Here is a 457-nt window from a genome sequence, read left to right as displayed (position 1 = left end):
ATTTCATAAGACTGGTCGTCAAATGAGAGGATGTCGCCCGCTTCGATGGTGCCTTCCAAGGAAACTACCGTATGGCTCACGGCGATGTCGCGCAAGTCCTTTGGCGCGCTTTCATTAAAAAGAATGAGCATTTTTTCTTCCGCAAACATTTCCACGTCTGCACCAAGCCCTGTAACTGTTGACTGATAGATTGTTTTCATTTGTAGCCCTCCAGTTGTATTCATATTTTCCATTTCCTTCCCTATTCATACATACCAAAGCTCGCAAAATAAGCAATCACAACGGCAAGCGGTCCCGTAATTAAGCGTGACATTAAAACAGCTGGCACCCCGACTTCTACGGTTTCCGGTTTTGCTTCCCCAAGGGTTAAGCCTACTGGAACAAAGTCTGCGCCTACCTGCGGGTTAATCGCAAACAGGGCTGGAAGGGCGAGGTTTGGCGGGATATTCCCCTTGCC

1 protein-coding gene and 1 pseudogene are annotated in these 457 nt (G+C 48.1%); both read right to left on the bottom strand.

Going from position 1 to position 457, the window contains the following annotated elements; translation table 11 throughout:
- Positions 1–224: PTS glucitol/sorbitol transporter subunit IIA (locus L2D08_RS23645; RefSeq protein WP_242238011.1), on the bottom strand; the 224-nt coding region annotated here is incomplete at its 3' end.
- A gap of 17 nt (positions 225–241) precedes the next feature.
- Positions 242–457, bottom strand: a pseudogene (locus L2D08_RS23640) (PTS glucitol/sorbitol transporter subunit IIB); the annotation flags it as partial.

This window comes from Domibacillus sp. PGB-M46 (genome assembly GCF_022668875.1).
Lineage (GTDB): Bacteria > Bacillota > Bacilli > Bacillales > Domibacillaceae > Domibacillus.
The sequence above is the reverse complement of the archived record's forward strand: the minus strand, read 5'-3'. Positions and strand labels throughout refer to the sequence as shown.